Below are 23033 nucleotides of genomic sequence, written 5' to 3' on the forward strand. Positions count from 1 at the left end.
AATTAGCATTTTGCTTCGACATGATGAGCGTAAAAGGATAACAGCATGGCTCTGCCGAAGTTTATATTGGCACAACAGATTTGGCAGGATATACGGCGCTATAGCTTCACCTATGTGCTAGCAATCGCGGTGCTTTTGTCCGCTTTTTCGGTTATTTATATGAGCCACTTAAACCGGCAAGCGACCATCCAACTTGAGCGCTTATACAGTGAGCGCGATGAGCTAGACGTTGAATGGCGTAATTTACGACTCGAACAGCACTCACTAGCAGAGCACAGTGACATTGAAATAAAAGCGAAACAACATTTAAACATGTATCGCCCTAAGGCGAGTGAAGAAATAATAATAAATGTACCATGACCAATAACCGCAACGCGCGCAATACAAGTAAGTCGAAACCCACAACCATCGCTTGGCGATTTTATACGGTTGTGGGTTTGATCTGCTTGGTGTTTAGTGGATTAGTTGCTCGCGCTGCCTATATTCAAGTGCTAGAACCCGAACAGTTAATAAAACGGGGTGATAACCGCACGATTCGTAATACATCAAAAGATTCTCATCGCGGTGCGATTGTTGACCGCAACGGTATTGAGCTAGCGATTTCCGTTCCTGTTCGCACGATTTACGCCGATCCGCGTGACTTTCTGCAAGGTGGCGGAGCATCGATGGAACGTAAGTTAAATGCATTGGCGCAAGCTCTTGAACAAAATGTTGCGGACATTAAAAAGCGCATTGGTACTAACGAAAAAAGACGTTTTGTTTATTTAGCACGACAGATTTCACCAGCAACGGCAGAATACGTTCAAAAGCTAAAAATTCCCGGTATTCGCACGCGTAAAGAGTCAAAACGCTTTTACCCAGCTGCGGAAATCAGTGCTCATCTTGTTGGCTTTACCAATGTTGATGACCAAGGTATCGAAGGCATTGAACGTCAATACAATGATGTATTAACCGGCGTTGATGGCAGTAAGAAGTACATAAAAGACGCTAAAGGCAATATTATCGAGGTGATTGAACGTCAAGAGCCTGTACCTCCACAAGATGTGCAGCTTTCTATTGATCAGCGTATTCAAGCGTTAGCTTATAAAGAATTAAAAGCAGCAATTACCTCGTTCCAAGCGACCTCAGGATCGGCTGTCGTTGTTGATATCCACACCGGTGAGGTGCTGGCAATGGTTAATGGCCCATCGTATAACCCAAATAACCGTAAAGGTACGGCCACGCATCGTTTTCGCAATCGTGCCATTACCGATATTTTTGAGCCTGGTTCAACCATGAAGCCGCTCACGGTGTTAACGGCATTGGAGCTTGGCTCAGTAGATAAAGACGCCGTTATTGATACATATCCGGGTTGGATGCGATTAGGTGGTAGACGTATTAGTGATGTGCGTAATCATGGTGAGTTAACGTTAACTGAGATTTTAATAAAATCGTCAAATATGGGCACCACTCGCCTTGCCCTTGATATCCCGAAGGATTTTTTACTTGGTAAGTTTTTCGAAATGGGCTTTTCGGAAGATACCGGTACCGGGTTACTTGGCGAATCATCAGGGCGATTATCCGATCGTAACCGTTGGTCGCAGTTTGAATTGGCGACTTTATCTTGGGGCTATGGCTTAGCAATTAGTCCGTTACAGTTAGCACGCTTTTATGCGACGATTGGTAATGGTGGCATAAAACGACCATTGTCTGTACTTAAAAATCCGCAATTTAACCATGGCGAACGCGTGCTTGATGAAAAAAATGCGCAAGCTGTATTAGCGATGATGGAACAAGTAGTGTTAGAAGGTGCTCCTAAAGCCAAAGTGGAAGGCTATCGTGTTGCCGGTAAAACGGGGACAGCCCGAAAAGCCGTCGCTGGTTCATACGGTAATGAATATGTTGGCTTATTTGCTGGCGTTGCACCGGTTTCAGATCCGAAGATAGCGGTTGTTGTTATTATTAACGAGCCCGGCGGTGACTTGTATCATGGTGGCGAAGTCGCCGCACCAGTATTTTCACGTATTATGGGAGGCAGTTTGCAGTATTTAAACATTGCCCCAGATGACCAAACGCAAATTACTCAAATTAATGGTAAAGGAGGCAATGGTGCCTAACTTTTCTATTAATAAAACACTCGCAAATTTTGCGATTAATTTAGCCGCAACGGGCTTTGATGATAGCCGTTGTGGTAACTTAGTAAACGATTCACGGCAAGTTCAGGCTAACGACGTATTTGCCGCTATTGTTGGTACTCAACAAGACGCCAGTCAATTTATTACCGCGGCGATAGCTCAAGGTGCTAGTGTTGTCATCCGTCAATGTGACGAAGCATCGATGCACGGCCATGTTGAATATCAGCAAAGTAACCGTGCTCCTGTGCCTGTGGTGAGCTTTTATCAACTGGCTGATAAATTGCATCAAGTGAGTGCTCACTATTATCAGATGCCAAGTAATGATTTGACAATGATTGGCGTAACGGGTACCAATGGTAAAACCAGTTGCTGTCATTTGTTGGCACAATTGTTTACTGCCAACCAGGCAAAAAGTGCCATCATTGGTACGTTAGGCGCGGGACCGTTAGATGACTTACAAGATGTAAATAACACCACACCAGGGCCGACGTTATTGCAACAACTGCTACTTGGCTTCAAGCAGCAAGGCATAAGCAACGTGGCGATGGAAGTATCGTCCCATGCACTTGCGCAAAAGCGTCTCGATGCCAATATGATCGATATTGCGGTATTTACTAACTTAAGCCGAGATCACCTTGATTATCATGGTGATATGCAATCTTATGCTCGTGCAAAGCAGAAGCTGTTTGTTAAAAATAGCGACCAGCGTTGGGTGATTAACGGTGATGATGCGGTTGGCAGACAGTGGCTTGAACAAGATGATGTCTGTAATGACACTTTGGTTTACGGCCTAGAACAAAGCATTAGCGCGCTGCCGGCGAAATTGTATGTTTGTGCCGATAACGTCAAATGCCATCAAGCAGGGATCAGCTTTAATGTTCATTCAAGCTTCGGGCACTGCCATATTGATAGCAGTTTGCTTGGTAAATTCAATGTTAGCAACTTACTGGCAGTGATCAGTGTCGCGTTGTCATCTGGGGTCGGTATTGATGAGATGCCTAGCCTTGTTCAACAACTTCAATCGGTGGCTGGCCGCATGGAATTATTTAGTGCTCATGGCAAAGCCAGTGCCGTTGTTGATTATGCGCATACACCTGATGGCCTAGAACAAGCGTTGCGCTCGGCGCGGCAACATTGTCAAGGTAAACTGTGGGTTGTGTTTGGTTGTGGCGGAGACCGTGATAAAGGTAAGCGACCGATGATGGGCGCCATTGCTGAACAATTCGCAGATCACATCGTGCTGACCAATGATAACCCGCGTAGCGAATCTGCTGAGCAAATTACTGATGACATTGCCGCAGGCATTAAAGATTTATCAAACACCCAAGTGATCATTGATCGCCAACAGGCGGTGCTCACGACCTTGGCTAAAGCCAACGCCAAAGATATGGTATTATTGGCGGGCAAAGGTCACGAAGATTATTTAATTATTGGCGAGCAAACCATCGCTTATAACGAGCGCGAAGTCGTACGTCAATTTTATACTCAAGGGGATGCTCGATGATCCCATTATCAATTAATATCATTGCTGATGTTGTCGACGGTGTGCTGAGCGACAGCAGTAAGGCTGAGCGCATAGTTACCAGTGTTAGTACTGATTCAAGGCAATTACAAGCCGATGACATGTTTATTGCCTTAAAAGGGCCTAACTTTGACGGTCACGGTTTTGTTGCACAAGCTGCAAGCCTTGGTTGTCCTGCAGCCATAGTCGAAGTCAAACAAGACGCCGATATCGCGCAAATTGTCGTTGCTGATTGTTATCAAGCGCTCGGCAAATTGGCGGCTTATGTGAAGCAGCAAGTTAATCCGAAAACTGTCGCTATTACCGGTAGTAGTGGTAAAACAACGGTGAAAGAAATGGTCGCGGCTATCTTATCACCATTAGGCTCTGTACTTGCAACGAAAGGTAACTTCAATAACGAAATTGGCGTACCGCTAACCCTATTGCGATTAGAACCACACCATCAATACGCTGTCGTTGAACTCGGTGCCAATCACCTTGGTGAAATTGCTTACACCACCTCGTTAACCAAGCCGGATGTTGCTCTGATTAATAATATTGCAGCAGCCCATTTAGAAGGATTTGGCGATTTAACTGGTGTTGCTCGTGCTAAAGGAGAGATTTTTTCAGGTCTCGGTGACAATGGTGTGGCTTTGTATAATCAAGATACACCGTTTACGGATAAATGGCAGTGGCGCCTACAAGATAAATCGGTACGTCGTTTTTCTTGTGTTAAACAAGCCGATTGTTATTGCACTGATGTCGAGTTAAGCGAGCAAGGCTTCTCGCGTTTTTGTTTAAATACCTACAAGGGCAATATTGATATTACCGTGCCAGTGCCGGGTCGTCATAACGTTTGTAATGCTGTCGCAGCAGCAGCCATTGCCCTAGAGTTTGGTGCCACATTAGAGCAAATTCGAGATGGCCTTGAGAATATGCGCCCCGTAAAAGGTCGTCTAAACATTACCCGTTTAGCGGGTACTGTTACCTTAATTGACGATACCTATAATGCCAATGTGGAATCGACTAAAGCAGCCGTTGATTTATTGGCGACTTACCAAGGGCACAAGATTTTCATCCTTGGTGATTTAGCTGAGCTTGGTGCTGATGCACGAGCCTATCACCAGCAAATTGGCGAGCACGCTTTAACGAGTAATATCGATAACATGGTTACCTTAGGGGTACTAAGTCAAAGTGCTTCTGATGTGTTTGCCGCTAATGGCCAACACTTTTCTAACCGCCAAGCATTATTAACAAAGCTAGCAGCATTGATTGATGAACTCGACTCTGCAACTGCCATAACCATTTTGGTAAAAGGTTCACGCAGTGCCCGCATGGAGTTGGTTGTCGAAGATATTAAACAGTGGCGAAAAGCCACACAAGAGGAACAGGGCACATGCTAGTTTGGCTAGGGCAGTACCTAACAGAGTTTTATTCCGGTTTTAACGTTTTTTCTTATTTAACGTTTCGCGCGATTGTATCAACGTTAACCGCATTGATTGCGTCATTGTATTTCGGTCCTAAGTTAATTAAATACTTACAGACCATGCAAATCGGCCAAACGGTTCGGGATGATGGCCCACAAAGCCATTTGTCAAAATCCGGTACCCCAACTATGGGCGGTCTCCTTATTCTCGGCACAATTTTGCTGAGCGTCTTGCTGTGGGCTGATTTATCAAATCATTACGTATTAATTGTGTTATTTGTGATTATCAGCTTCGGCCTAATTGGCTTTATCGATGATTATCGTAAAGTGATCCGCAAAGATCCCAAGGGCTTAATCGCTCGCTGGAAGTATTTTTGGCAAACCGTTGCCGGTTTAGCGGTCGCGTTTTATTTATACGCGGTATCGCAACCGCAAGACACCGCACTGTTAATCCCTTTTGTTAAAGATGTAATGCCGCAATTGGGCATTTTGTACATTGGTTTGGTGTATTTTGTCATTGTCGGTACGTCAAACGCGGTTAACCTAACAGATGGCCTTGATGGCCTGGCGATTGTGCCTACTATCTTGGTAGCCGCTGCCTTTGCTGTTTTTGCTTACGTTACTGGTAATGCCAACTTCTCTGATTACTTGCAGCTGCCGCACATTCGTGAAGCCAGTGAGTTAGTGATTGTTTGTACGGCGATCGTTGGCGCAGGTCTTGGCTTTTTATGGTTCAATACCTACCCTGCACAAGTTTTTATGGGCGATGTTGGTAGTTTAGCGTTAGGTGCGGTACTTGGTGTTATCGCGGTATTGGTTAAACAAGAACTTGTGCTGTTTATTATGGGTGGTGTTTTTGTTGCAGAAACATTATCGGTTATTTTACAGGTGGGCTCGTATAAATTACGAGCAAAGCGTATTTTCCGCATGGCACCTATTCATCACCACTATGAATTGAAAGGCTGGCCAGAGCCACGCGTCATTGTCCGCTTTTGGATAATTTCTGTGGTACTGGTGCTTATTGGCTTAGCGACCTTAAAGTTACGATAACGGTCAGAGAAAGTGATAATGCAAACACTATTTGAGCATAAAAAATATGTTGTTGTTCTGGGGCTAGGTGCTACAGGGCTATCATGTGCTCGCTACTTGGTTAGTCAAGGAATTGATTTTGTCGTTATCGATTCTCGCCCAGCGCCAAGTGGTCAACATCGTTTGCAGCGAATCGCACCAAACGCAACGTTATATAGTGGCGCTTGGCATAGCGATATCATCGCCAAGGCTGATCTTATTATTGCCAGTCCAGGGGTGGATATTAATCAGGCTGAAATCGCCGATTATGTACAAGCTGATGCTGAACTCATTGGTGATGTTGAACTTTATTGCCGTATTAATCGTTCGCCGAAATTAGCGGTCACGGGCTCAAATGGCAAGTCAACAGTGGTGAGCTTACTCGATCATATCGCTAAACATTTGCATATAGATTCTGTGTTAGCCGGTAATATTGGTGTTCCAGTACTCGATGTGATCGAGCAAGATTGTGACATGGTGATCCTTGAATTATCGAGTTTTCAATTAGAAACCATGACATCGCTGAACGCGGTGGCGGGCACCGTGCTAAACATTAGTGACGATCACCTTGACCGTCACAAAACAATGGATAATTACCAAGCAATAAAGCATCGGATTTATCAACAAAGCCAACGTCGAGTATATAACCGCCATCAATCTAACACTTATCCAACAGAATTACGTGTTGATGACATCAGTTTTGGCATTGATGCGCCGGCACACGGCCATCTAGGCATTATTAAAGACGAGCAGCACTGTTATTTAGCCTTTGGTGAGCAGCGCTTAATTAACTGTGACCAATTACCATTAGCTGGCCAGCATAACTATTTAAACTGTTTGGCCGCCTTAGCATTAGGTTATTGTGCAGGCTGGTCGATGACAATGATGGCTCGCGCATTATTGTCGTTTGAGGGGTTAGCGCATCGCTGTAAACAGGTTGACAGTGGTGATGACATTATTTGGATAAATGACTCTAAAGCCACCAATATTGGCGCAACCTTAGCCGCTATAGAGGGACTGGTGCACCCACGCCGACGTTTAATCTTAATTGCGGGCGGTGATGGTAAAGGTGCCGATTTTAGCGAATTACAGCCAGGCATTAGCATGGTCGATGAGCTCATCACACTAGGTAAAGACGGTCCTGAGATTGCTCAATTAAAAGCCAATAGTATTGAAGTACATAGTCTTGAACAAGCGGTACAACAAGCGCGCAATATAGCCGAGCCTGGTGACATGGTGCTATTGTCGCCGGCGTGTGCAAGCATCGATATGTTTAATAACTACATGCAGCGTGGCGATATGTTTATTGCGGCCATTCGAGGTGAGCAATAATGAGCTCGACCGTGCCTGAAACCATACGAGATAATATGCGTCAGTTATCGTTACCATCATGGCTGTTAAACTCGCATGAGCAGCAACGTCCGGCGATGTTTGACCGCGGCTTTGTGGTGATCGCACTGGCTTTGTATGCAATTGGCCTGGTTATGGTTGCCAGCGCTTCGTTACCTATTGGTGAGAAACTGCATAACAACCCGTTTCACTTTATGTTTCGCCATTGTTTTTATGTGGTTTTGAGCTTGACTCTTGCTGCCGGCGCACTGCAAGTAAGCATGGCGACGTGGCAAAGAGTGAGCTGGTTATTGTTACTGCTGGCGATTGCATTATTGGTGGCGGTACTCTTTATAGGGCGCACGGTTAATGGCTCGACACGCTGGATAGCTATCGGCCCTATTAACATTCAAGCGGCAGAACCTGCCAAATTATTTTTCTTTTGTTATTTATCTGCTTATTTAGTGCGCAGACGAGACGAAGTGATGGATAATTTATGGGGCTTTTCAAAACCGTTCTTGGTATTATTCGTGCTTGCTTTATTGTTATTAGCCGAGCCAGATTTAGGTACGGTTATTGTTATGGGCTGTACAGCGCTAGGCTTGTTATTTCTTGCTGGTGCTAAGCTATGGCAATTTGGTGCCATTGTAGTTGCGGTGTTTTCTGCGTTTTTCAGCTTGGCTTATTTTGAGCCATACCGATGGCGTCGAGTGACGTCGTTTTTACAACCATGGGCTGACGAATTTGGCAGTGGTTATCAATTAACCCAGTCGTTAATGGCATACGGACGTGGCGAAGTGTTCGGTATTGGCTTGGGTAATGGTATTCAAAAACTCGATTACTTACCTGAAGCGCATACCGATTTTGTGATGGCTGTGGTGGGTGAAGAATTTGGTTTTATGGGCATCGTATTATTGCTCGCGGTGATTTTGGCGCTGGTTATTAAAGCGCTGTTGTTAGGTAAGCGTGCGCTTGCCAATGAAAAATATTTTGAAGGATTTTTTGCTTACGCTATTGGTATCTGGCTGAGTTTTCAAGCGGCAGTTAATGTAGGAGCAAGCGCAGGGGTATTCCCAACCAAAGGTTTAACCATGCCTTTGATAAGCTACGGTGGTAGTTCAATGCTGGTTATGACACTGGCGATTGTGGTGTTAATCCGCATCGACCATGAGCTGAGACTGCAAACGATACAAGCGACAGTTAAAAACGACGCTGGCGGTAATAAAAGTCGGCGAGTGAAAACAACAAATAAGGAAGAGGGCGTCAGCAGTGAATAAACGTCCAACTATTTTAATTATGGCCGGTGGTACAGGCGGTCACATTTTTCCAGGACTTGCCGTTGCTGAATACCTTCAGCAGCAAGGCTGGCATGTGCACTGGTTAGGGACGGCAGATCGCATGGAAGCCGATATTATTCCCGCCCATGGCATCGATATTTCATTTATTAATATTGCTGGATTACGCGGCAAAGGCTTGAAATCTAAATTAACAATGCCATTTAAGGTGTTGCAATCGGTGATCCAATCACTACGCGTTGTGAACAAAGTGCGTCCTGATGTGGTTTTAGGCATGGGTGGCTATGCTAGCGCGCCGGGGGCAATTGCCGCTTGGTTAAAGCGTATACCTTTGGTGCTACACGAGCAAAATGCCGTTGCTGGTATGTCGAATCGCTACTTAGCGAATATCGCCAATAAAGTGCTGAGTGCATTTGCCGGAGCGTTTGCGAGCAATGTAAACGCCGAAGTCGTTGGTAACCCTGTGCGTGGCAATATTAATTTATTGGCAAACGACATTGAGCCAATGCGCAAACGTGTGCTTGTTGTTGGTGGTAGTCTGGGTGCCAAAGTGCTTAATGACACCGTACCTCAGGCAATTTCTCAGGTTAAGTTACTTGGTTTGGACGTATGGCATCAAACAGGCAAGGACAACGCTGAGGTTGTGGCGGCTGCATACGATAATTACAAGCTTGATGCAGAAAAAATTAAAGTTACTGAATTTATCGATGATATGGCCAGTGCTTATCAGTGGGCTGATGTGGTGATTTGCCGGGCAGGCGCATTAACGGTTTCTGAATTGGCGATGGCAGGCAAGCCGGCGATATTGGTGCCGCTACCACATGCGGTCGATGATCATCAAACGAAAAACGCCCAAGTTTTGGTAAATGCAGGCGCAGGCTTCTTGTTAGCGCAACAAGAGTTAAATGCGACCGTGTTATCGAGAAAGTTAAATATGTTATTTAGCTCTGAAAGTACCTTACAAAAAATGGCGAAAGCGGCAAAATCTGTTGCTCGCCCTGATGCAACCGAGCGAGTTGCTATGACATGCAGAGCGTTGGCGGACAAATGAAAAGAATAATGAATGTACCAGAAATGCGTCGAGTAAAGAATATCCATTTTGTCGGCATTGGTGGCGCAGGCATGGGTGGTATCGCTGAAGTGCTACTTAATGAAGGCTACCAGATCAGTGGTTCCGATATAAATGAAAATGCCGTGGTTCAGCGCTTACGAAAGTTGGGCGCCACTATTGCTATTGGTCACGACAGAGCTAATGTCACAAACGCCAGTGTGGTGGTTGTTTCAACCGCTATTGATTTGCAAAACGTTGAAATAAGCGAAGCCAAGCAACGTCGCATTCCAATCGTTCGCCGTGCAGAAATGCTGGCGGAATTAATGCGTTTTCGTCATGGCATTGCTATCGCTGGGACCCATGGTAAAACAACCACAACCAGCTTAATTGCCAGTATTATGGCAGAAGGTGAATTAGATCCAACGTTTGTGATTGGCGGTTTGCTTAATAGTGCGGGCACCAATGCCTATCTGGGCCAAAGTCGTTATTTAGTAGCCGAAGCCGATGAAAGTGATGCATCGTTTTTACACCTACAACCTATGGTCGCAGTGGTTACTAATATCGACGAAGATCATATGGATACCTATGACGGTGACTTTGAAAAATTAAAAGACACTTACGTCGACTTTTTGCACAATTTGCCATTTTACGGTTTAGCGGTTATGTGCATTGATAACCCTGTGGTTAAAGAAATTTTGCCACGTGTTGGTCGTCAAGTGATCACCTACGGTTTTAGTGATGATGCTGACGTGCGTGCCATAGACTATAAGCAGCACGCAGGCATGAGTGAATTTACCGTACAGCGCAAGGGTAAAGAAGACTTACATATTCGTTTAAATCTACCGGGTATGCACAATGCGGCCAATGCACTTGCGGCCATTGCGGTTGCATCTGACGAAGGTGTTGCCGATGAGGCGATTGTGTGTGCCTTGCATAAGTTTGCTGGTATTGGTCGTCGCTTTGAACATTTAGCGAATATTTCTACAGCGAATGGTGAGATGACGGTGATTGACGATTACGGCCATCACCCAAGCGAGGTGGATGCAACCATAAAGGCGATGCGCAATGGCTGGCCAGAGCGTCGTTTGGTGATGATGTTTCAACCTCATCGCTATTCACGTACTCGTGATTTATATGAAGAGTTTGTGCAAGTGCTGTCACAAGTTGATCAACTGATCTTATTGGATGTTTATGCTGCTGGCGAAGAGCGCATAAGCAATGCTGATTCGAAAGCGCTGGCGCGCAGTATTCGTTCGCGTGGCACCATGGAACCAATTTACGTCAGTGCGCCAGATGAGTTACCCGCTATTTTGGCCAATATCCTTGAAAATGACGATATGTTGATCAGCCAAGGCGCTGGCAATGTTGGCGCGATTGCAAGAAAGCTTGTTAGCGCTGATGAATTGAACGTAAAAGGGCAGAGCTAATGGGCATGTTAATTGATGTCGCTGAGTTAAAAAAACAACATGTTGCCGTACTTTATGGTGGCAACAGCGCTGAGCGCGAAGTATCGCTAAAGTCTGGGCAAGCAGTCACTGAGGCGCTGAGCCAAGCTGGATTTCAGGTAACTGCAATTGATACCGCCAAGCAACCTCTGTCAGCGCTAATCGAGCACGGTATAGACCGTGTATTCATTGCCCTGCACGGTCGTGGCGGTGAAGACGGTTGCGTGCAAGGTGCACTGGAGTATATGCAAATCCCTTACACCGGCTCTGGTGTTCTCGGCTCTGCATTAGCGATGGATAAGGTTAGAAGTAAACAAATTTTTGCCGCCAGTGGCTTAGCCACCGCTGATTTTGTGGTGCTATCAATAGAGCAGCAACATAGCGCCGATTATCAAGCGATTATTAATCAGCTTGGTGGCAAGGTTATGGTTAAGCCGGCGAAAGAAGGCTCAAGTATTGGTATGAGTATTGCGGATAATGCCGAGCAATTAACTCATGCTGTTAGCGAAGCGTTTAAGTTTGACCAACAAGTACTGGTTGAAGCTTGGCTTAGTGGCGCGGAATATACCGTGGCGATATTAGGTGATGAAGCATTGCCGCCTATTTCAATGGTAACGCCAAATGAATTTTATGACTATCAGGCAAAGTACCAAAGCAATACGACTCAATACTTATGTCCTTGTGGTCTAGAGCCAGCATTAGAACAACAGTTGCAAGAGTTAGCCCTTGCAGCGTTTAAAGCAACTGGCGCAAAAGGTTGGGGCCGTGTCGATGTGATGCAAGATGCATCTGGTAAGTTTAACCTGCTCGAAGTCAACACGGTACCGGGCATGACGCAAACGTCGTTAGTCCCTAAAGCCGCTAAGCAAGCCGGTTTAGACTTTGGCCAGCTTGTAGTGCGGGTATTGCAATTAAGTGGAGAGGGCGTCAGCTAATACAAAAATGAGCGAACGGCAAAACATAGACAGCAAGGTAAATAACGCTAACGGCACATATTGGGCTGGTTTGGTGTTTTTTGTGTTGGTCTGTGTGCTGATGGTTTATGGCGCAAATAAGGTTCATCACCTTATGCAGCAAGATAAAGCGTTGCCCGTGTCGCATCTGCTGATTGAAGGTAATACGCCTTATACCAATAAGGTTGATATTGTTACGGCGTTAAAGCAGACTCGCTTGGATAACTTTTTCCAACTCGATGTCAATAATGTGCAGCGCCAATTGGAAGCGTTACCCTGGGTGTATAGTGCATCGGTACGCAAACAATGGCCGAATACATTAAGTGTGTATGTGCAAGATCAAGTGCCTGTTGCGGTTTGGAATGGTGACGACTTAATCAACGAACATGGGCAAATATTTCGTGCTGATCAAGGGCGTTTAACATCAAGGTTACCGCAGTTGTTTGGTCCTGAAGGGCGTGAATTGACCGCACTTGAGAATTATAGAGATCTAAACAAGTTGCTTAAATTCATTGATGCTGAAATCGCTCAAATTGAATTAAGTGAGCGTAATGCATGGTTGTTAACGTTAACCAATGGCATCGCCCTTAACCTTGGTCAAGAAGATCGGGTGATGCGCATTCAGCGCTTTATGGATGCATATTCGCAAATCAAGGCGTTGGTTAAGCAACAGCAACAAGTAGATTATATTGACCTTCGCTATGACACAGGCATGGCAATTGGTTGGAAACCGCTAATAGAAGAAGAGCAAACAAATGTCTAAAGCAGTGGAAAGAAATTTGGTCATTGGCCTAGATATAGGCACCTCAGAAGTTGTCGCTGTGGTTGGTGAAGTGACTCCAGATGACAAATTATGCATTATTGGGGTTGGTACTAACCCAGCTCGAGGCATGGATAAAGGTGGCGTTAACGATTTGAATTTGGTCGTTAAGTCAATTCAACATGCCGTTAGCGAAGCTGAAATGATGGCTGACTGCAAAATTGGCTCGGTATATTTAGGCATTTCAGGTAAGCATATTCATTGTCAAAATGAAAATGGTATGGTGCCAATTAATGACCACGAAGTGACTCAGGTTGATGTAGATAATGTAATGCACACGGCGCGTTCAGTACCTATTTCAGCGGAGCGTAAAATGCTCCATGTCAGACCGCAAGAATTTAGTGTCGACGTGCAAGAGGGCATTAAAAGCCCAATTGGTATGTCGGGTGTACGCATGGAAGCTAAAGTGCATATTATTACCTGTGCTAATGATATGGCGAAAAATATCGTCAAATGCGTTGAGCGTTGTGACTTACATGCCGACCAACTGATTTTTTCAGCGTTGGCGTCAAGTTATGCGGTGTTGACACCTGATGAAAAAGAGCTTGGCGTTTGTGTCGTCGATATGGGCGCTGGCACCCTAGATATTTCTATATTCGCTAATGGTGCGATACGCCATAGCGCGGTTATTCCGGTAGGTGGTAACCAAGTGAGCAATGATATTGCCAAGATTTTCCGTACGCCATTAGCGCATGCTGAAGAAATTAAAGTGCAATATGCGTGCGCGTTGCGCCATATGGTCAGTATGGAAGAGAATATTGAAGTGCCAAGTGTTGGTGGTCGACCAGCACGCACTATGTCTCGTCATACATTGGCGGAGGTTGTTGAACCACGTTACCACGAATTGTTTGAGCTTATTCAAGAAGAAATCAAGCAAAGTGGTTGGGAAGATCAAATCGCCGCCGGTGTGGTCTTAACCGGCGGGACCTCGAAAATGGAAGGCGTGGTTGAATTTGCTGAAGAAGTATTCCAAATGCCAGTACGTATTGGTAAGCCTATCGATATTGAAGGCCTTACCGAGTATGTTGACGATCCAAGTTACGCAACCGCAGTTGGCTTATTGCGTTATGGCCTTGAGTTAAGAGCCGAGAAAAATAAAGAACAAGAACATCACGATGGCGTCGTAAGTATGTTGTCGCGAATGAAAAACTGGTTTCATAACCAGTTTTAATACCCAGATGAGTAAGTTTAAAAACAGATTTTTTGGTGGAACAAAAATACCTAGAACGGAGAGAAAATTATGTTTGAATTAATGGAAGAGCACAACGAAGAAGCGGTGATTAAAGTCATCGGTGTTGGTGGCGGTGGTGGTAATGCCGTTGAACACATGGTGGTACAAACCATTGAAGGTGTTGAATTTATTACTGCAAATACCGACTCGCAAGCGTTGCGTAATTCATCAGCAACAGTGACCCTACAAATCGGTGCTGATGTAACTAAAGGTTTAGGGGCTGGCGCTAACCCAGAAATCGGCCGTCGCAGTGCGGAAGAAGACAGAGAGACCATCCGTCAAACCCTACAAGGTGCTGACATGGTGTTTATCGCTGCCGGTATGGGCGGTGGTACAGGTACTGGTGCGGCACCTGTCGTGGCAGAAATTGCTAAAGAAATGGGTATATTAACGGTGGCGGTTGTTACCAAACCATTCCCATTTGAAGGCAAAAAGCGCATGAACTACGCCGAGCAAGGCATTGAGTTCTTATCAAATAATGTTGACTCATTAATTACGATTCCAAACGAAAAACTACTGAAAGTATTAGGCCCAGGTACGTCATTGCTTGATGCCTTCAAGGCTGCCAATAATGTTTTACTTGGTGCGGTACAAGGTATTGCGGAATTAATTACTCGCCCAGGTCTAATCAACGTTGACTTTGCAGACGTACGTACGGTTATGTCTGAAATGGGCACTGCAATGATGGGCTCAGGTTCAGCAACCGGTGAAGATCGCGCAGAAGAAGCAGCAGAAGCGGCGATTTCGAGCCCGTTACTTGAAGACGTTGATTTAGCAGGGGCACGTGGTATTTTGGTAAATATTACTGCAGGCCTAGATATCTCAATTGATGAGTTTGAAACAGTTGGTAATGCAGTGCGTGCATTTGCTTCAGAAAATGCCACGGTTGTGGTGGGTGCGGTAATTGATGCTGAAATGAGTGATGAATTGCGTGTTACTGTGGTCGCAACAGGTATCGGTCAACAGCAAAAACCTGAAATTTCAATTGTACCACCAGTTCAAAAGCCTGAGCCAATTGCGGTTAATGCACCATATACGCCAGAGCCAGAGCCGACGCTATATACGGAAGATCGCCCTGTTAGTAACCCTGCGACAGCGCCACAAACGGCACCCGATGCAGATTACTTAGATATCCCAGCGTTTTTACGTAAGCAAGCGGACTAATTGTTGTAACGCAAAGGTATCGATAGCATTTTCGATGTAATCAATCGGTTGTTACCGATTGTTATAATCGTGTTTAGATTTGTGGTTTTGTTAGGTTATTGGTTGGCGACAGGCTAAAATAGCTCGTTCATTCAAAGAATATTAGTCATATTTATGACGTGCTTTGTAAACGAGGTAGTAAAAGTGATAAACGGTCGTGACTATTTACCATCACGTAATCACTATGTAACCATAACATTGAGATTCGATGAGTTACGCAATTATCGGGCCAATAAGCTATGGTTTTGACCCGTAACGATATTTTTGCTAAGATCCTGCCGGTTTGAAGTAGTAATATGCTTTGAATTAGGTGGAAGAAGTTTTTTAAGGCGATATATGATCAAGCAACGTACATTAAAGCAAGCTGTAAATGCCACAGGCGTTGGCTTACACAAAGGTGAAAAAGTGCAGATTACTCTCCGTCCTGCACCGGCCAACACAGGCGTAGTTTTCCGCCGTGTTGATCTTGATCCTGTAGTTGATATCCCTGCAACTCCTGAAGCTGTGGGCGAAACAACCTTGTGTACATGTTTGGTTAACCAGCAAGGCGTTCAAGTATCCACCGTTGAACATTTGCTTGCTGCTGTTGCTGGCTTAGGTATTGATAACCTAATCGTAGAAGTCGATTCACCAGAGATCCCTATTATGGACGGTAGTTCACTGCCGTTCGTTTATCTGATTCAGTCAGTGGGCGTTGAAGAGCAAAACGTTGCTAAGAAGTTTTTACGTATCACCAAAACCGTTCGCGTTGAAGAAGGCGATAAGTGGGCTGAGTTACGCCCGCACGAAGGCTTCAAGGTAAACTTCGCCATTGACTTTGATCATCCGGTGATTGCCAATACAACACAAACGATGTCGCTCGATTTATCAAGTAATTCATTCGTTAAAGAAATCAGCCGTGCTCGCACGTTTGGTTTTATGAAAGATATTGAGTTTTTGCGTTCACATAACCTTGCCTTGGGCGGTAGCCTCGAAAACGCCATTGTGCTTGATGAATATAAAATGCTTAATAGTGAAGAACTACGTTACGATGACGAATTCGTTAAGCATAAAATTCTTGATGCTATTGGTGACTTATATATGGGGAGCTGCAGTATTCTCGGTGAGTTGCGCGCTTATAAGTCAGGGCACGGCTTAAATAACATGCTATTGCGTGAAGTATTTAAACGCCAAGACTGTTGGGAGTGGGTCACTTATCAAGACGAACAAGGTGCACCGATTACCTATCAAGACGCCGTTTTTGCCTAATGACTATATTTGTCTCATAAATTAGGCAAGCAGAAAATCAATGAAAAGGAGCTATAATGGCTCCTTTTTTAATGCGATTTGATGAGTGATTTAATCGAGTTGTGGTTGTTGATAATGGCCTGACTTATATCGCGTTGGCTAGGTAGCCGAACAATGCACGCGAACGAGCACTAATCATTATCTTTTTTCTTTACATGCGACGCCAACTTTAATAGCTTTTCTTTTAAACCTGGCGGTGCAGACTCGGCTACTTTAAGTAACTCATCGGCGCTTTGTTGTGACATACTTTTTTTCGGCTTTTCCACCTTCACAGGCTCAGCCTCACGTTTGACACCATGCGGATTGACTTTGATGTCAATGCGCTGAAATATCCCATGAGTTTGCAATTGCAGTTGCTTCGCAATATTATTGCGTTCAAATTGTAAACGCTGTCCCCAGACGGCAGATTTGGCTTCGATAACGACAAGGTCATCTCGGCAATTGGCTATTTGCCATGCTTTCTCTGGTAAATCGGGACAGGTTTGCCGTACAATCTGAGCCAAAATTTGCAATGATTGTGCTTTTACAGATATCGAAGCCATCGAGTTACTGGCATTTTGCAGTAAACTTTGCAGGTCTTGTGGCGCTTTAATGATGGGTTTCATAATACCTGTGTTAAATTTGTGTTTTTGTGATAAAGTGGCAAACGATCGCGTAATACGAAGTTGAGTATATGAGTTTAACATTAATATACCGCGGACAAAATGTTCGTTTTTCAATGAAGCTAACTAAACCAAAATGGCTTGCCATTGTTGGTGGCTTTGCCGTGGTATCTGGGTTGATCATGCATACCGCACTTACTGACAAAGAAGTGCCTGCTCACTTACAAGTAAACCAAGACAAACCTCAGCCGTCGTCGACATCGATAAGTGAACAGCAAGTCGTTGCGCTAACAGCGCGTATTGCCGAATTGCAGTCTCACGTATCACGATTAAATGCCTTGGGCGAGCGTTTAGCCGATGAAGTGGAGATCCCAAAAGACGAATTTAATATGGTCACTTTGCCATCGTCGGGTGGACCACTACACAATCAAGAGCTAACGCCAAGGGTATCGGTTTCTCAGTTAGAGCAACAGATTACTGATCTCGGTTTAAGCTTAAATCATAAAGAAAATCAGTTTAAACTCATCGAATCCCTGGCACTTGGTCAGCATATATCTAACAGTAGTTATTTATCAGGCCGACCGATAACCCGTGGTTGGCTGTCGTCGTATTACGGTGTCCGTAATGACCCGTTTACGGGTAAACCAGCCATGCACAAAGGTGTTGATTTCGCCGGTAAAGAAAATGCCGATGTGATAGCGACAGGCTCTGGTGTGGTTAGCTTTGTTGGTCAGCGTTATGGCTATGGCAATATGGTTGAGATTGACCATGGTAATGGCTATAAAACGCGCTACGCTCACAATAAAGAAAATTTGGTTGAGTTAGGCGAGGTGGTTAATAAAGGCCAAACAGTCGCCAAAATGGGCTCGACCGGTCGCTCGACAGGACCTCATGTTCATTATGAGGTGCTACGTAATGACAAACAACTTAATCCTGCAAAGTACGTTTATCGCAAGCCAAAAACGTAGCCTAGCCGCAATAATAATTTAAATCCTAATCCCTTATCTTAATCGCCACAACAGTTGAATAGTTGGTTAAATTAACATGTTTGTAAAATTAATGACGAAGCTGTTCGGTAGTCGCAATGATCGTCTACTGAAACAATTAAAAAAAGAAGTACAAAAAATTAACGCGCTTGAAGATACCATCAAGGCTTTGCCCGACGATGAACTAAAAGCAAAAACAACCGAGTTTAAAGAGCGTATTCAGGCTGGCAGCTCACTTAATGATATTTTAGTCGAAGCTTTCTCCGTCGTTCGTGAAGCCAGTGTACGTGTATTTGGTATGCGCCATTTCGATGTGCAAATGATCGGTGGTATGGTGTTACATCAAGGTAAAATTGCCGAGATGCGTACCGGTGAAGGTAAAACCCTTACCGCAACATTGCCAACTTACCTTAACGCCTTATCTGGTGAAAGCGTTCATGTTATTACCGTTAACGACTACTTAGCCAAACGTGATGCCGATTGGGCGCGTCCATTATTCGAATTTTTAGGGTTAACCGTTGGCTGTAACATTCCTGGCTTAAGTCCTGAAGAGAAACAAGCGGCCTATGCAGCGGATGTTACTTACGGCACCAACAATGAATTTGGCTTTGATTATCTACGTGACAACATGGCCTTTTCCCCTGAGCAACGTGTACAGCGTAAATTAAATTTTGCGGTAATCGATGAAGTGGACTCGATCTTAATCGATGAAGCGCGTACGCCGTTGATTATCTCAGGTGCAGCAGAGGATAGCTCTGAGCTATACCGTATGGTTGATCAAATCGTACCATTGTTAGAGCTACAAGATCGCGAAGATGAAGAAGGCGTAGAAAGTAGCGGCGACTTCACCATTGATGAAAAATCAAAGCAAGTTTACTTAACCGAGCGTGGTCAAGTTCGTGTTGAGGAAATCCTCACTGAGCGCGGCCTGTTAAAAGATGGTGACTCGTTATACGGTGCCAGCAATATTTCGTTATTGCACCATGTCATGGCGGCATTAAAAGCGCATAAGCTGTTCGTTAAAGATGTTGATTACATTGTTAAAGACGGTGAAATTGTTATCGTTGATGAGCACACTGGCCGTACTATGGAAGGCCGTCGCTGGTCTGAAGGTTTACACCAAGCGGTTGAAGCAAAAGAAGGCGTGAATATTCAAAATGAAAACCAAACGCTAGCCTCGATCACTTTCCAGAATTACTTCCGCTTGTACAATAAACTGTCGGGTATGACAGGTACCGCAGATACCGAAGCGTTCGAATTTAACCATATTTATGGTTTAGAAACGGTGGTTATTCCAACTAACCGTCCAATGGTACGTAAAGATTTACCGGATTTGGTATACCTTACTCAACAAGAAAAATTTGAAGCGATTTTAGCGGATATTAAAGATTGTGTTGAGCGTGGTCAGCCGGTGCTAGTCGGTACAATCAGCATCGAAACCTCAGAGTTTTTATCGCAATTCTTACGTAAAGAAAAAATCAAACACAAGGTTCTTAACGCTAAATTCCATGCTGAAGAAGCGGAAATTGTTGCTAATGCCGGTAAAATTGGCGCGGTAACCATTGCTACCAACATGGCCGGTCGTGGTACCGATATCGTGTTAGGTGGTAACTTGGCTGCGGAAATCGAAAAGCTAGCCAATCCTACAGCTGAACAAATTGAAGCGGCCAAAGTGAAATGGCAAGAAGAGCACGAGAAAGTGCTTGAGTTAGGTGGTTTACACATCGTTGCCACAGAGCGCCACGAATCGCGCCGTATTGATAACCAGTTACGTGGCCGAAGTGGTCGTCAGGGTGATCCTGGTTCAACGCGTTTCTACTTGTCGATGGAAGATGGCTTAATGCGCATTTTCGCTTCAGAGCGTATTGCCGGCATGATGCGTAAACTGGGTATGGAGCACGGTGAAGCGATTGAGCATCCGTGGGTAACCAAGTCGATTGAAAACGCCCAGCGTAAAGTTGAAGGTCGTAACTTTGATATTCGTAAGCAACTACTTGAATATGATGATGTTGCAAACGATCAACGTAAAGTGATTTACGAGCAACGCAACGAGCTATTAGACGAAGGCGATATTGGTGAAACCATCACCGCGATTCGCGAAGACGTTATCAATGGTATTATCGATGGTCACATCCCGCCACAATCACTTGAAGAAATGTGGGATATCAGCGGCCTAGAAGAGCGCTTAAAAGGCGATCTAGCATTAGAGTTACCTATCGCTAAGTGGTTAGAAGAAGACGACAAGCTTCATGAGGAGTCATTACGTGACAAGATCCTTAGCGAGGTAAACAATGCCTACAAAGCCAAAGAAGAGCAATTAGGTGCTGACGTACTGCGCCACTTTGAAAAAGCAGTAATGTTACAAACGCTTGATAACCTTTGGAAAGAGCACTTAGCGGCGATGGACCACTTGCGTCAAGGTATTCACTTACGTGGTTACGCACAGAAGAACCCTAAGCAAGAATACAAAAAAGAGTCGTTCGCATTATTCTCAGAAATGCTGGATAACTTGAAATACGAAGTGGTTAGTTTGCTATCTAAAGTTCGTATTCAACGTGAAAGCGAAGTTGAGCAAATGGAGCAGCAACAACAGCAAAAAGCTGAAGAAGCGTCAAAGCAGTTTACCCATCAAGGTAGCGGCGATGCGACACAAGAGAACGCTGTACCTCGCGTTGGCCGTAATGAACCGTGCCCATGTGGTTCGGGTAAAAAATACAAACAATGTCACGGTAAACTAACCTAATCGTTAGTAGCGTAATATTGTTTGCTATTGATAAGGGCGGTCTACCGCCCTTATTTGTATTTGTTGTTTCGTAAAATCATAATTTTCATAGGTAAGGTAATGATCATGAGTGAAGTCGTTCATGTCGCCGTTGGTGTTATTTATAAAGACCAACAGTACTTTTTAACTAGACGCCACCAAAATGTTCATCAGGGCGGTAAATGGGAGTTCCCTGGTGGAAAGGTAGAGCAAGGCGAAACCGTGCATCAAGCGTTGCACAGAGAGCTTCAGGAAGAGATTGCCATTGATACTCTAGCGATGATGCCATTGGTTGATATCAGCCATGACTATGGTGATAAGCAGGTCCGCTTAGAGGTATTTTTGGTCGATCAGTTTATTGGTGAGCCAAATGCACAAGAAGGCAATGAGCAAGGCTGGTTTAGTCTTGAGCAACTTCAGCAATTAGAGTTTCCTAAAGCCAATGTTGCGATTATTGAAGCACTGTTAAAACGTTAATAGCGATATCATACCCGTAGCGTTAACCTCTTGCTCGCTACAGTATATTGGCTTCAAGGAGCAAATAGCAGTGATTGAATTTTATTAAGCCATAAGCTGATTTTTTCTCGTTTGTCAGTAACACAATAAGCGATTACTGTTAACTTGCTTTTGTTGGTAACGATTCCCGTCGAAGTCAACAGCTCTCCCCAAGAGCACATACTAATGGCAGTGAATAATTGGTTGCTTCAGAGCTACAGCAGTGAAGCTATTACTTTGATGATGAGCTCCTTAAAGGCGAGTTTAAAAGACGAATTTACAAGGCTAATGAGCATAGATTTTGTGTTGTGTCTTGTCTTTTAGTCTCGCTGAATCAGCAATTATTTATTGGCACTGGTATAGAGTATCATTTGGTTATTTTAGGGCACCATTTTGGTGCCCATTTTTACTTTCTGTCGCCCACCAGTGGTGCACATCTTCCTGAATTACAGCATAAATACTCATAAATTGCCTTATCAGCTTAATGTATAAATTGGCGCATAACTTGCTTTTATTTAGATGTTTTCAGTTTTTTAGGGAAAGTTTATGGCAGTTCAAACTCCCATACGTGGTTTACGCTCATTTTGCATTGCCGCAAAATGTCTTAGCTTTAAACACGCGGCATCTAAGTTATTTTTAACCCCATCAGCGGTTAGCCATCAAATTAAACAACTCGAAGAGCAGCTCGGCTTTTCGTTGTTTAAACGTCAAACTCGTTCGATTGAATTAACACCCGCGGGTAAGCGCTTTTATATATCGGTAGAGCCGATAGTCACCAGTTTAGAGAATACCATTCGTGATTTTGCTAACAGCAAACAAAACAGCACCATAACCGTCAGTTTGCCAGAGTTCTTTGCAAGCGAGCTATTTGTTCCGAGCTTAAGCGAATGGACCGAGCAGCACCCGCACATTAATTTACAGCTTGATACGGTAAAAAGTGGCAGTGATCCATCGCCAGCTGCTGATTTATCGATAGTGCTGGCCAATAGCAAACCCAACCATCCGGTGATCAGTGAGTTGTTTGCTGTGCGCTATGTGGTTGCTTGTAATAAGTCTATGTACCGTAAATGGGTAAACCAAGGCTATAAAGCGTTACAGGCAGTACCGCTCATTTTGCATCAATCAAGGCCATGGGCATGGCACCAGTGGGCGGACAGAGTCAATATCGACGATTTTGATCCTAAGCAAATCATTCAATTTGATAGCATGTTTGGTGTTGCACGAGCGGCACAGCAAGGCATGGGTATTGCGCTTGTCCCTATGCCAATAAGCCAAACATGGTTTAAAGAGCAATCCTTGGTGCGTTTATTTGATCAAGAATTAGTGAGTAACGACAGGTATTACCTAGTACAACATGAGAATATTGAACAATCAGAAGAGTTAAGTTTGTTTGCTGATTGGGTACAAAACAAATTCAGTGATAGGTAATAGGCTCACCTAATACGACAGTACAACAAGTGTTGACT

The 23033-nt window shown here is 44.4% G+C and carries 19 protein-coding genes; 18 read left to right on the forward strand and 1 reads right to left on the reverse strand.

Annotation, left to right across the window (positions count from 1 at the left end):
* Positions 1-45 precede the first annotated feature (45 nt).
* The 14 genes from ftsL to lpxC all read left to right on the forward strand — a co-directional run bounded on the left by ftsL (position 46) and on the right by lpxC (position 16684).
* The gene (gene ftsL / locus ACAX20_RS01915) at positions 46-360 is read left to right on the forward strand and encodes a cell division protein FtsL (RefSeq protein ID WP_371188119.1); all 315 of its coding nucleotides are present in this window, start codon (positions 46-48) and stop codon (positions 358-360) included.
* On the forward strand, positions 357-2096 hold the full coding sequence (locus ACAX20_RS01920) for a peptidoglycan D,D-transpeptidase FtsI family protein (RefSeq protein WP_371188121.1): 1740 nt from the start codon (positions 357-359) through the stop codon (positions 2094-2096). Before ftsL ends, ACAX20_RS01920 begins: the two co-directional genes overlap by 4 nt.
* Positions 2044-3618, forward strand: coding sequence for a UDP-N-acetylmuramoyl-L-alanyl-D-glutamate--2,6-diaminopimelate ligase (locus ACAX20_RS01925; RefSeq protein WP_371188123.1), 1575 nt, complete (start codon positions 2044-2046; stop codon positions 3616-3618). The genes ACAX20_RS01920 and ACAX20_RS01925 overlap by 53 nt, the downstream gene beginning before the upstream one ends.
* Entirely contained in the window at positions 3615-5018 is a 1404-nt protein-coding gene (murF, locus tag ACAX20_RS01930) for a UDP-N-acetylmuramoyl-tripeptide--D-alanyl-D-alanine ligase (RefSeq protein WP_371188125.1), read from the forward strand. The genes ACAX20_RS01925 and murF overlap by 4 nt, the downstream gene beginning before the upstream one ends.
* Complete coding sequence (mraY, locus tag ACAX20_RS01935) at positions 5012-6091, forward strand: phospho-N-acetylmuramoyl-pentapeptide-transferase (RefSeq protein WP_371188127.1); 1080 nt, start codon at positions 5012-5014, stop codon at positions 6089-6091. Before murF ends, mraY begins: the two co-directional genes overlap by 7 nt.
* Before the next feature lie 18 nt (positions 6092-6109).
* Positions 6110-7441 carry a UDP-N-acetylmuramoyl-L-alanine--D-glutamate ligase gene (gene murD, locus ACAX20_RS01940; RefSeq protein ID WP_371188129.1) on the forward strand — a complete coding sequence of 444 codons (1332 nt, stop codon included), beginning with the start codon at positions 6110-6112 and terminating at the stop codon, positions 7439-7441.
* Positions 7441-8715: a cell division protein FtsW gene (gene ftsW, locus ACAX20_RS01945; protein ID WP_371188131.1), complete on the forward strand. Its 1275-nt coding sequence runs from the start codon at positions 7441-7443 to the stop codon at positions 8713-8715. The genes murD and ftsW overlap by 1 nt, the downstream gene beginning before the upstream one ends.
* On the forward strand, positions 8708-9784 hold the full coding sequence (gene murG, locus ACAX20_RS01950) for an undecaprenyldiphospho-muramoylpentapeptide beta-N-acetylglucosaminyltransferase (RefSeq protein WP_371188133.1): 1077 nt from the start codon (positions 8708-8710) through the stop codon (positions 9782-9784). Before ftsW ends, murG begins: the two co-directional genes overlap by 8 nt.
* Positions 9760-11211 (forward strand): UDP-N-acetylmuramate--L-alanine ligase, encoded by a 1452-nt coding sequence (gene murC / locus ACAX20_RS01955; protein WP_371188135.1) that lies wholly within the window; start codon positions 9760-9762, stop codon positions 11209-11211. The genes murG and murC overlap by 25 nt, the downstream gene beginning before the upstream one ends.
* Positions 11211-12164 (forward strand): D-alanine--D-alanine ligase, encoded by a 954-nt coding sequence (locus ACAX20_RS01960; protein ID WP_371188136.1) that lies wholly within the window; start codon positions 11211-11213, stop codon positions 12162-12164. Before murC ends, ACAX20_RS01960 begins: the two co-directional genes overlap by 1 nt.
* Before the next feature lie 7 nt (positions 12165-12171).
* Positions 12172-12945 carry a cell division protein FtsQ/DivIB gene (locus ACAX20_RS01965; RefSeq protein ID WP_371188137.1) on the forward strand — a complete coding sequence of 258 codons (774 nt, stop codon included), beginning with the start codon at positions 12172-12174 and terminating at the stop codon, positions 12943-12945.
* Positions 12938-14173 (forward strand): cell division protein FtsA, encoded by a 1236-nt coding sequence (ftsA, locus tag ACAX20_RS01970; RefSeq protein WP_371188139.1) that lies wholly within the window; start codon positions 12938-12940, stop codon positions 14171-14173. Before ACAX20_RS01965 ends, ftsA begins: the two co-directional genes overlap by 8 nt.
* A gap of 69 nt (positions 14174-14242) precedes the next feature.
* The gene (ftsZ, locus tag ACAX20_RS01975) at positions 14243-15397 is read left to right on the forward strand and encodes a cell division protein FtsZ (RefSeq protein ID WP_371188141.1); all 1155 of its coding nucleotides are present in this window, start codon (positions 14243-14245) and stop codon (positions 15395-15397) included.
* 375 nt (positions 15398-15772) lie between these two features.
* Positions 15773-16684, forward strand: a complete 912-nt coding sequence (lpxC, locus tag ACAX20_RS01980; protein WP_371188143.1) for a UDP-3-O-acyl-N-acetylglucosamine deacetylase — start codon at positions 15773-15775, stop codon at positions 16682-16684.
* Positions 16685-16854: 170 nt separating this feature from the next.
* Here lpxC and ACAX20_RS01985 read toward each other — a convergent pair whose 3' ends face one another.
* Positions 16855-17328: a DUF721 domain-containing protein gene (locus ACAX20_RS01985; RefSeq protein ID WP_371188145.1), complete on the reverse strand. Its 474-nt coding sequence runs from the start codon at positions 17326-17328 to the stop codon at positions 16855-16857.
* Between the two features lie 68 nt (positions 17329-17396).
* On the opposite strand from ACAX20_RS01985, the gene ACAX20_RS01990 reads away from it, so the two are divergent.
* The 4 genes from ACAX20_RS01990 to ACAX20_RS02005 all read left to right on the forward strand — a co-directional run bounded on the left by ACAX20_RS01990 (position 17397) and on the right by ACAX20_RS02005 (position 22995).
* Positions 17397-18293, forward strand: a complete 897-nt coding sequence (locus tag ACAX20_RS01990) for a M23 family metallopeptidase (RefSeq protein ID WP_371188147.1) — start codon at positions 17397-17399, stop codon at positions 18291-18293.
* 76 nt (positions 18294-18369) lie between these two features.
* Positions 18370-21054: a preprotein translocase subunit SecA gene (gene secA, locus ACAX20_RS01995; protein WP_371188149.1), complete on the forward strand. Its 2685-nt coding sequence runs from the start codon at positions 18370-18372 to the stop codon at positions 21052-21054.
* A 105-nt stretch (positions 21055-21159) separates the two neighbouring features.
* Complete coding sequence (gene mutT, locus ACAX20_RS02000) at positions 21160-21549, forward strand: 8-oxo-dGTP diphosphatase MutT (protein ID WP_371188151.1); 390 nt, start codon at positions 21160-21162, stop codon at positions 21547-21549.
* 564 nt (positions 21550-22113) lie between these two features.
* Positions 22114-22995, forward strand: a complete 882-nt coding sequence (locus ACAX20_RS02005) for a LysR substrate-binding domain-containing protein (protein ID WP_371188153.1) — start codon at positions 22114-22116, stop codon at positions 22993-22995.
* Positions 22996-23033 lie beyond the last annotated feature (38 nt).

Source organism: Thalassotalea sp. Sam97, from assembly GCF_041379765.1.
In the GTDB taxonomy this organism is placed as follows: Bacteria; Pseudomonadota; Gammaproteobacteria; order Enterobacterales; family Alteromonadaceae; genus Thalassotalea_A; species Thalassotalea_A maritima.